The 314-nt window shown below is 70.4% G+C and carries 1 protein-coding gene; it reads left to right on the forward strand.

Annotated features, from left to right (window positions below; translation table 11 throughout):
• A partial coding sequence (locus tag DMH08_RS39865) for a ketoreductase domain-containing protein (RefSeq protein ID WP_125621465.1) occupies positions 1–314 on the forward strand: 314 nt, incomplete at both ends.

Raw genomic sequence — 314 nt, forward strand, 5'->3', positions numbered from 1 at the left:
TGCTGCGGTCGAGGATCTGGTCGGGTGGATCGACGGTTCGGGTCCGGGGTTGTCGTCGGTGGTTCACGCGGCGGGTGTCGGAAGCGGTGTTGCGGTCGAGGACTTGCAGCCGGCCGATCTGGCGGGGCTGTTGTCGGCGAAGGCCGGTGGCGCGGCGGTGCTGGACGAGGTGACCGCGGGGCGGGACCTGGACGCGTTCGTGCTGTTCTCCTCTGGCGCGGGTGTGTGGGGAAGCGGCGGTCTGGGCGGGTATGCGGCGGCGAACGCGTTCTTGGACGCGCTGGCGGTGAATCGTCGTGCTCGTGGTCTGGTGG

It is taken from the genome of Actinomadura sp. WAC 06369 (assembly GCF_003947565.1).
Classification (GTDB): domain Bacteria; phylum Actinomycetota; class Actinomycetes; order Streptosporangiales; family Streptosporangiaceae; genus Spirillospora; species Spirillospora rifamycini.